The organism is Streptomyces sp. NRRL F-5755, assembly GCF_001279365.1.
Classification (GTDB): domain Bacteria; phylum Actinomycetota; class Actinomycetes; order Streptomycetales; family Streptomycetaceae; genus Streptomyces; species Streptomyces rimosus.
This window is the reverse complement of the sequence record NZ_LGCW01000084.1, coordinates 1-8804: the sequence shown is the minus strand read 5'-3', so window position 1 is coordinate 8804 and position 8804 is coordinate 1. Positions and strand designations below refer to the sequence as shown.

Here is an 8804-nt window from a genome sequence, read left to right as displayed (position 1 = left end):
CCGCCGGGGAGGGCGCCGAGGGTGAGGGAGGCGGTGACGCCGCGGCGGACCATCTCCTCGATCACCCGGCGGTCGAAGTCGACACCGGATTCCGTGAGGAAGAAGCAGTGTTCGACGGTGTCGAAGCCGGTCGCCACGGCCTCGCGGATGCCGGTGACGGCGTGGGCGTGAGCGGTGACCGGGAGGCCGTGGCAGTGGGCTTCGTCCACGATGGCGCGCAGTTCGTCGCGGTCGTACTGGACGCTGTACGGGTCCGAGCCGGGCGTGAGGTCGCCGCCGGTCACCATGACCTTGACAACGTCCGCGCCGCGCTCGGCCCGTTCCCGTACGGCCGCGCGGACGCCCGGCACCCCCTCCGCCTGGCCGCCGAGGAACCAGCAGTGGCCGCGGGCCGTGGTCAGCGGCGGGCCGGAGGCGATGATGTGCGGGCCGACGGCCGGGTCCCGTGCGGTCTCCGCGCGCAGGCGCAGGGTGAGGTACCCGCGGTCGCCGAGGTCGCGTACGGTCGTCACCCCGGCGGCGAGCGAGGCCCGCGCCGCGGCCCGGACGCGTTCCAGGAGGGTGGCGTCGTCGGCCTCCGTGAGCCGGCCGATCACATCGTCGCTCGCGTCGAACGCCAGGTGGGTGTGGGTGTCGATGAAGCCGGGGAGGAGGGTGGCGGTGCCGAGGTCGAGGACCTCGGTGCCGATCAGGGGCACTCCGCCGGGGCTGACCGCCGCGATCCGGCCATTTTCGATCAGTACGGTGGGCCGTTCGACCAGTCCCGGTCCCACCCCGTCGAACAGCGCTCTCGCGCGTACTGCCAGCATCGGGCCTCCCGCATCGGTTCCCGTGCCGCCCGGCCGCCGTGGCCGGTGGGGCGGCGTCCAGTACACCGGACACCGTCCCGGTACAGCGGCCGGACGCGGGCCCCGGCCGGAATTCCGCCCCTCAGCGCGCCTTCTGCGCCAGATTCAGCAGGTGATCGGCGAGCGCCTGCCCGCCGGCCGGGTCGCGGCTGATGAGCATGAGGGTGTCGTCGCCGGCGATGGTGCCGAGGATGTCGTGCAGTTCGGCCTGGTCGATGGCGGAGGCCAGGAACTGGGCGGCGCCCGGCGGGGTGCGCAGGACCACGAGATTGGCGGAGGCTTCGGCGGAGATGAGCAGTTCGCCGGAGAGCCGGCGCATCCGCTCCTCCTTGGCGGACTCCCCCAGCGGCGCCCGCGGCTTGCGGTCGCCGCCCTCGCTCGGTACCGCGTAGATCAGCTCGCCGCCGGTGTTGCGGATCTTCACCGCGCCGAGTTCGTCCAGGTCGCGCGAGAGGGTGGCCTGGGTGACGGACAGGCCGTCGTCGGCGAGCAGCTTGGCGAGCTGGCTCTGGGAGCGGACCGGCTGCCGGTTGAGGATGTCCACGATCCGGCGGTGCCGGGCGGTGCGGGTCTGCGGTACGGCAGGTCCCCCGTGCAGCGTCTCGTTGTCCTGCGCCTCGGTCATCGTTGTCGTCAGTCTCCGGATCGTTGTACCCCGTGTGCCCCCGCGAGGGCCGCGTCGAGGACGGCGGGGAGCTTCCGGAGGAACGTATCCGCTTCGTCGTCCGAGACGATCAGCGGCGGGGCGAGCCGGATGACGTCCGGCGCGACCGCGTTCACCAGGAGGCCCGCGTCCTGGGCCGCTCGCTGCACCTGCGGTGCGACGGGCTCGCACAAGACGATACCCAGGAGCAGGCCCGCACCGCGGACCTGGCCGACGAGCGGGTGCGCCGACGCCTCGATCCCGCCACGCAGCCGCTCGCCGACCCGCTTGACGTGGTCGAGCAGTCCGTCGGCCTCGATGGTGTCCAGGACGGCGAGCGCGCCCGCGCACACGACCGGGTTGCCGCTGAACGTCGAGCCGTGGGTGCCGGGGGTGAGCAGGCCGGCGGCCGGGCCGAAGGCGAGGGTGGCGCCGATGGGCAGGCCGCCGCCGAGGCCCTTGGCCAGTGTGATCACATCCGCCTCGACGCCCTGGGCCTGCGATTCCAGCCAGTGGCCCGTACGGCCGATGCCGGTCTGGATCTCGTCCAGGACGAGCAGGGTGCCGGTGGCGGCGGTGATCTCACGGGCTGCCGCGAGGTAGCCGGGCGGCGGGACGACGACGCCGTTCTCGCCCTGGACGGGTTCGATGATCACCAGGGCGGTGTCGGTGGTGACGGCGGCGCGCAGCGCTTCGGTGTCGCCGTACGGTACGAAGTCGACGTCGCCCGGGAGCGGCCGGAACGGGTCCTGCTTGGCGGGCTGGCCGGTGAGGGCGAGGGCGCCCATGGTGCGGCCGTGGAAACCGCCGGTCGTGGAGACCATGTGCGTACGCCCGGTCAGCCGGCCGATCTTGAAGGCGGCCTCGTTGGCCTCGGCGCCGGAGTTGGAGAAGTAGACCCGGCCGGGGCGCCCGGCGATCCGCAGCAGCCGTTCGGCGAGCGCGACGGTCGGCTCGGCGACGAAGAAGTTGGAGACGTGCCCGAGGGTGGCGATCTGCCCGGAGACCGCGCGGACGACGGCGGGGTGCGCGTGGCCGAGGGAGTTGACGGCGATGCCGCCGAGGAAGTCCAGGTAGGCGTTGCCGTCCGCGTCCCAGACCTGCGCGCCTTCGCCGCGTACGAGGGGGACGCGGGGCGTGCCGAAGTTGTCCATCATGGCGCCCTGCCAGCGCTCGGTGAGCGTGGTGTTGGACGCTGTGGTGGGCGTCGTGTCCGTGGCCGCGTCGCTCATGCCGCTCCCGCCTTCTCGCTCTCGCTGCTGCCTGTGATGTCCGCGATGCCGGCGGCAGCCGCCGGCTCGTCCGGCACGACCATCGTGCCGATCCCCTCGTCCGTGAAGATCTCCAGCAGGATCGAGTGCTGGACCCGGCCGTCGATGACCCGGGCGGTGTGCACCCCGTTGCGTACGGCGTGCAGGCAGCCCCGCATCTTCGGCACCATGCCGCTGGCCAGGTCGGGCAGCAGCTTCTCCAGCTCGGTGGCGGTGAGCCGGGAGATCACCTCGTCGCTGTGCGGCCAGTCCTCGTACAGGCCCTCCACGTCGGTGAGGACCATCAGCGTCTCGGCGCCGAGGGCCGCGGCCAGGGCCGCCGCCGCGGTGTCCGCGTTGACGTTGAAGACGCCGGTCCCGTCGCCCGCGTCGGCGCTGCGCGCGATGGAGGAGATGACCGGAATGCGGCCGTCGTCCAGCAGGGCCCGCACGGCGCCGGTGTCGATCGCGGTGACCTCGCCGACCCGCCCGATGTCCACCCGCTCGCCGTCCACCTCGGCGTAGTGCCGGGTGGCGGTCATCAGGTGGGCGTCCTCGCCGGTCATGCCGACGGCGAGCGGGCCGTGCTGGTTGAGCAGGCCGACCAGCTCGCGCTGCACCTGCCCGGCGAGCACCATCCGTACGACGTCCATCGCCTCGGGCGTGGTGACCCGCAGGCCCGCCTTGAACTCCGACTCCAGGCCCAGCCGCTCCAGCTGGGCGCTGATCTGCGGGCCGCCGCCGTGTACGACGACCGGCCGCAGCCCGGCGTGCCGCAGGAAGACCACGTCCTGCGCGAAGGCGGCCTTCAGCTCCTCGTCGACCATGGCGTTGCCGCCGAACTTGATGACCACGGTCTTGCCGTGGTGCCGGGTCAGCCAGGGCAGCGCCTCGATGAGGGTGCGGGCCTTGGGCAGCGCGGTGTGCTTGCGGGCGCTCATGAGGAGTACGCGCTGTTCTCGTGGACGTAGTCGGCGGTCAGGTCGTTGGCCCAGATGACCGCGGACTCGGTGCCGGCGCTGAGGTCGGCGGTGATCCGTACCTCCCGGTAGCGCATGTCGACCAGGTCCCGGTCCTCGCCCACCGAGCCGTTCTTGCACACCCACACATCGTTGATGGCGACGTTCAGCCGGTCCGGGTCGAACACCGCGGAGGTGGTGCCGATGGCGGACAGCACCCGCCCCCAGTTCGGGTCCTCACCATGAATGGCGCACTTCAGCAGGTTGTTACGGGCGATGGACCGGCCCACCTCGACCGCGTCGTCCTCGCTCGCCGCGTTCACGACCTCGATGCGGATGTCCTTGGTCGCGCCCTCCGCGTCCCCGATGAGCTGCCGCGCCAGGTTGTCGCAGACCGTGCGGACCGCGTCCGCGAACGCCTCGTACTCCGGCGTCTCACCGGACGCCCCGGAGGCCAGCAGCAGCACCGTGTCGTTCGTGGACATGCACCCGTCGGAATCCACCCGGTCGAACGTCGTCCGGGTCGCGTCCCGCAGCGCCCGGTCCAGGACCGGCGCCTCCAGATCCGCGTCGGTGGTCAGCACGACGAGCATGGTGGCCAGCCCCGGCGCGAGCATCCCCGCGCCCTTGGCCATGCCGCCGACCGTCCAGCCGTCCTTCGAGACGACGGCGGTCTTGTGCACACTGTCGGTGGTCTTGATCGCGATGGCGGCCTTCTCCCCGCCGTGCACGCTCAGCTCGACCGCGGCCTTCTCGATCCCCGGCAGCAGCTTGTCCATCGGCAGCCGTACGCCGATCAGCCCGGTCGAGGCGATGGCCACCTCGCCGGCGCTGTGCCCCTTGAGCACCTCGGCGGCCTTCTCCGCGGTGGCGTGGGTGTCCTGGAAGCCCTCGGGACCGGTGCAGGCGTTGGCCCCGCCGGAGTTCAGCACCACGGCCGAGACCCGGCCGCCCTTGAGGACCTGCTCGGACCACAGGACCGGAGCGGCCTTGACGCGGTTGCTGGTGAAGACGCCGGCGGCGGCCAGTCGCGGCCCGTTGTTCACCACCAGGGCGAGGTCCGGGTTCCCGTTCTCCTTGATCCCGGCGGCGATGCCCGCCGCCGAGAAACCCTTGGCTGCCGTGACGCTCACGGTGCGACTCCGATCGTGGTAAGCCCGGTGGCCTCATCCAGGCCGAGGGCGATGTTCATGCTCTGCACCGCGCCGCCGGCGGTGCCCTTCGTCAGGTTGTCGATGGCGCTGACCACGACGATCCGGCCGGCCGCCGCGTCGAGGGCGACCTGCACCAGCGCGGTGTTCGCCCCGTACACGGCCGCGGTCGACGGCCACTGCCCCTCCGGCAGCAGCCGTACGAACGGCTCGTCGCCCAGCGCCTTGTCGTACGCGGCCCGCACATCGGCCGCGTCCACACCGGGCCGGGCCTTGGCCGAGCAGGTGGCGAGGATGCCGCGGGGCATCGGCGCGAGCGTCGGCGTGAAGGAGACGGTGACCGGCTCCCCCGCCGCGGCGCTCAGGTTCTGCGCCATCTCCGGCGTGTGCCGGTGCACCCCACCCACGCCGTACGGGCTCATCGAGCCCATCACCTCACTGCCCAGCAGGTGCGGCTTGGGCGCCTTGCCCGCACCGGAGGTGCCGGACGCGGCGACCACCACGGCCTCCGGCTCGGCGAGCCCCGCCGCGTAGGCAGGGAAGAGGGCCAGCGACACGGCCGTCGGATAGCACCCCGGCACCGCGATACGCCGCGCCCCGCGCAGCGCCTCCCGCGCCCCCGGCAGCTCGGGCAGCCCGTACGGCCAGGTGCCGGCGTGCGGCGAACCGTAGAACTGCTCCCAGGCCGCGGCATCCTCCAGCCGGAAGTCCGCCCCGCAGTCCACCACCAGCACCTCGGGCCCCAGCGCCTCGGCCACCGCGGCGGACTGCCCGTGCGGCAACGCGAGAAACACCACGTCATGCCCGGCCAGCGCCTCGGCCGTGGTGGCCACCAGCTCCCGCCCGGCCAACGGCCCCAGATGCGGCTGCACCGCCCCCAGCCGCTGCCCCGCATTCCCATGCGCGGTCACGGCCCCGATCTCCACCTCCGGATGCCCCAGAAGCAGCCGGAGAACCTCACCTCCGGCATACCCACTCGCTCCGGCCACTGCTGCTCGTACTGGCATGGGTCCTCCTCCTTGGGGGCATGACTATACGGATAGAGGCAGGTTTATGCAATGGGTGGATGGGGAGGGAGGGGTGCTGCCCCTCGACCGCTTTGGCAGCCTGCTCCGCGCCGCGCCGTCAGACCCGCTCCAGCGGATGGGCCAGGGTCCTGTCCGGCCACGGTCCGGCCACCAGCTTCGCTGCCGCACACCCCGGCTTGCGCTCGGCCTGGTCGCGGAAGAGATCGACGAAGGACTCGGCGAAGCCCAGGCGGGGGTATGCCGCGACGAGCGCTTCGACGAAAGCGGGGTCGAACGCGTCGAGCCCCGCCCCGGAGACATCCGCGCTCGTCCCCACCTGGAGCAGGCGGCTTTCCGGATCCTGCTCCGGCTCCACGTCGTCCCGCATGTGCAGCACGATGATTTCGGCCGCCCGGTCACGCCGTTCGCGCGGCCAGCCGAGACCGGCCGTGAAGACCCGCGCCAGATGGCCGCCGGCCTCCTCGAAGGGGAGGGCGTGGCTGTCGAAGGGCGGGGTAAGTGCCAAGTCGTGCAGCATCGCCGAGACGAACAACAACTCGCTGTCGAAATCGAGGCCACGGGCCTGTCCCCAGGCCGCACCGAAGAAGTACGAACGCATCGAATGGTGGTACAGCGCGTCACCCGCGTACTCCGCACACACCGACCGCGCCAGTTCCATGGCCCGCCCCAAGCGAGCCTGTACACCCGCGACTTCGATCAGCATTGCCCCGCCCCCCACAAGAAAGATCGTCCGCTGAGCGCTCCAGCGTACGGTCGGGCGAGCACGGCGGTGGGCCGAGGGCGGGCCGGCACAGCCGAGGGCCACAAAAATCCTGATCGTTCTCCTGGCGGACATGGCAGGCTGACGCGGTGCTACCCGAACTGGTCCCGCTCTTTCTGACCTGGGACGAAGTGGATCCCGCCCGGCACCCCTTCGACAGCGCGTCGGCCGCGCATGTGGTGCGCTCGCTGGGGCCGGCCCGGTGCGTGCCGCGCCGCCCGGACCTGCCGCTCGGCGATATGGCACTCATCCGTCGGGGCCGTGGCGAGGGCACGTTCTGGGCCGACACCATGTCGCACGCGCTCGTGGAGCACTACGGCCCTTGGGCCATCGGCTGGCGCTGGTCGCACGACGAAGGGGACTTCGACGGAGGGCCGGTCGGTAGCTGGTGCTGCCCGCGGGACTCGATCAGCACTCCGGAGGAGACGCTCGCCCGGGTGGTCACGGCGCTGTGCGAGTGGCGCGGGTGGCTGGAGACCCTCGTCGGATGGTTCGATCGGTACCCGCTGGAACCGGCCGCGATCGAGGATCAGCGGATCCTGTGGGAGCGCGCCGCCCGCAACCTGATCCTCCAGGTGGCCGACCGCACCGGCTGCGGCAGTGGCTGGCACGGGCACTGCCGGCAGGTGCTCACCTGGTTCCTCGGCTACTGGGGGTTCGCGCCCGACGTGGCAGAGGACCTGGTCGAGCAGGCGGTCGGCGGGCGCTTCGAGAGCTGGACCGATCCCGGCCCGGTGCTGGTCGACGATGTCGCGGAGCGGCTCGCGCTGTCGCTGCGACCGCAGCACGAGGCGTGGTCCGCCGGGCCCGCGCCTGATCACCTGGAACGCTGGCTGGCCGTACGCGAGACCGTGCCGTGGCACGAGGGACCGGACGGCGGTGTGGACGGGCCGGTGATCCCGTCGAGTGACGGCGCGGCCGAGGACATCCGTTCCTTCGACGCCGCCGTGGATCCCGCCCGCGCCGAAGGGCTGCTCGCCGCCCTTGAGTCGCTGCGGGCCGACGCGGCGCGCGGCGCCCCGCTCGACTTCGAACTGCTCCGTGGCTGGCAGCAGCATGTCCTGGGCACAGCGGAGCCGCCGCCGTTCCGCAGTTCGACCGCCTTCGCCAAGAGGGGCCGGGAGCGTTACGGCATCGGCCCGGACACCCGGGCCCGCCTCGACGCCTGCCTGGCCGAGAGCGCGTCCGGAAGCGGAAGCGGGCCGGACGGCGGAAGCGCACCGAGCGGCGAGCGGCCCCTCTCCCTCATAGCCCGCGCCGCACGCGCCTACCTGGACGTCTGCTTCTTCCACCCCTTCGACGACGGCAATGCCCGGTCGGCCTTCCTCACCCTCGTCCACGTCCTGGCCCGCGAGGGCGTCGCGCTCGACTCGGTGGGCCTGATCCGTCGCGTCGCCTTCCGGGCCGACGACCCGGAGGACGCGCTGCTCCTCGTCCGGTACCTGGACACTCACGTCACAGGATCCCGTAACCGCGCGCGCAGCGCCCCAAGCGCCCCCTGAGCACCCCCGCCCAGCCACCCCGTTTTGCGGTTTCCGCAAAGAACTTTGCGGGTTCGTGGCGGGGAGCGGGAGATTGGCCGCGGAGGTGGTCATGATGACCCAGCATTCCGGGCCCGTCCCCGGGCCGAGCGCCCAGTCGTGGGACGCGATGTACAGCAGCCGCGACCAGGTGTTCAGCGGCGCGCCCAACCCCGTCCTCGTCAGCGAGGTCACCGGTCTGCCGCCCGGGCAGGCGCTCGATGTCGGGTGCGGTGAGGGCGCCGACGCGCTCTGGCTGGCCCGGCGTGGGTGGCAGGTCACCGCGGTCGACATTTCCCAGGTCGCGCTGCGACGCGCCGCCGCGGCGGCCGTGGACCGCGCCGACCGGGTGGCGTGGGCCCGTGCCGACCTGACCGCGGCACCGCCCCCGGCCGACGCCTTCGACCTGGTGTCCGTCCAGTACTTTCCGCTCCGGCGCGAGCCGGACCACACCGCGCTACGCGGCCTGCTGAAGGCCGTCGCCCCCGGCGGCACCCTGCTCTTCGTCAGCCACGACCTGGGCGGCCTGACCCCCCGCCCGGAAGACGGCTTCGACCCCGCCGACTATTACGGACCCGACGAGATAGCCCAGCTCCTCGCCCCCGACTGGACCATCCAATCCAACGAGACCCGCCCCCGAACAAC

At 72.4% G+C, this 8804-nt stretch carries 9 protein-coding genes; 2 read left to right on the top strand and 7 right to left on the bottom strand.

The window, feature by feature from the left end:
• From ADK86_RS11620 to ADK86_RS11590, 7 genes are all read right to left on the bottom strand, one after another.
• A partial coding sequence (locus ADK86_RS11620) for an amidohydrolase family protein (RefSeq protein ID WP_053696520.1) occupies positions 1 to 809 on the bottom strand: 809 nt, incomplete at its 3' end.
• Positions 810 to 930: 121 nt separating this feature from the next.
• Positions 931 to 1473, bottom strand: a complete 543-nt coding sequence (locus ADK86_RS11615) for an arginine repressor (RefSeq protein ID WP_003982563.1) — start codon at positions 1471 to 1473, stop codon at positions 931 to 933.
• 8 nt (positions 1474 to 1481) lie between these two features.
• Entirely contained in the window at positions 1482 to 2723 is a 1242-nt protein-coding gene (locus tag ADK86_RS11610) for an acetylornithine transaminase (RefSeq protein ID WP_053696519.1), read from the bottom strand.
• Entirely contained in the window at positions 2720 to 3682 is a 963-nt protein-coding gene (gene argB / locus ADK86_RS11605; protein ID WP_053696518.1) for an acetylglutamate kinase, read from the bottom strand. Before argB ends, ADK86_RS11610 begins: the two co-directional genes overlap by 4 nt.
• Positions 3679 to 4833 (bottom strand): bifunctional glutamate N-acetyltransferase/amino-acid acetyltransferase ArgJ, encoded by a 1155-nt coding sequence (argJ, locus tag ADK86_RS11600; protein ID WP_053696517.1) that lies wholly within the window; start codon positions 4831 to 4833, stop codon positions 3679 to 3681. The genes argB and argJ overlap by 4 nt, the downstream gene beginning before the upstream one ends.
• A complete protein-coding gene (argC, locus tag ADK86_RS11595) occupies positions 4830 to 5858 on the bottom strand; it encodes an N-acetyl-gamma-glutamyl-phosphate reductase (protein ID WP_053696516.1) in 1029 nt (342 codons plus the stop codon). The genes argJ and argC overlap by 4 nt, the downstream gene beginning before the upstream one ends.
• Before the next feature lie 118 nt (positions 5859 to 5976).
• Positions 5977 to 6582 (bottom strand): HD domain-containing protein, encoded by a 606-nt coding sequence (locus tag ADK86_RS11590; protein ID WP_234345813.1) that lies wholly within the window; start codon positions 6580 to 6582, stop codon positions 5977 to 5979.
• Between the two features lie 146 nt (positions 6583 to 6728).
• Here ADK86_RS11590 and ADK86_RS11585 point away from each other — a divergent pair, with 146 nt between their 5' ends.
• Positions 6729 to 8141, top strand: coding sequence for a Fic family protein (locus ADK86_RS11585; RefSeq protein ID WP_053696514.1), 1413 nt, complete (start codon positions 6729 to 6731; stop codon positions 8139 to 8141).
• Positions 8142 to 8232: 91 nt separating this feature from the next.
• Positions 8233 to 8804, top strand: a 572-nt coding sequence (locus tag ADK86_RS11580; protein ID WP_234345812.1) for a class I SAM-dependent methyltransferase, incomplete at its 3' end; no start/stop codon positions are given.

Coding starts and splice junctions, on each gene's coding strand:
- ADK86_RS11615 (WP_003982563.1), bottom strand. CDS start 1,473: ATGACCGAGGCGCAGGACAACGAGACGCTGCACGGGGGACCTGCCGTA.
- ADK86_RS11610 (WP_053696519.1), bottom strand. CDS start 2,723: ATGAGCGACGCGGCCACGGACACGACGCCCACCACAGCGTCCAACACC.
- argB (WP_053696518.1), bottom strand. CDS start 3,682: ATGAGCGCCCGCAAGCACACCGCGCTGCCCAAGGCCCGCACCCTCATC.
- argC (WP_053696516.1), bottom strand. CDS start 5,858: ATGCCAGTACGAGCAGCAGTGGCCGGAGCGAGTGGGTATGCCGGAGGT.
- ADK86_RS11590 (WP_234345813.1), bottom strand. CDS start 6,582: ATGCTGATCGAAGTCGCGGGTGTACAGGCTCGCTTGGGGCGGGCCATG.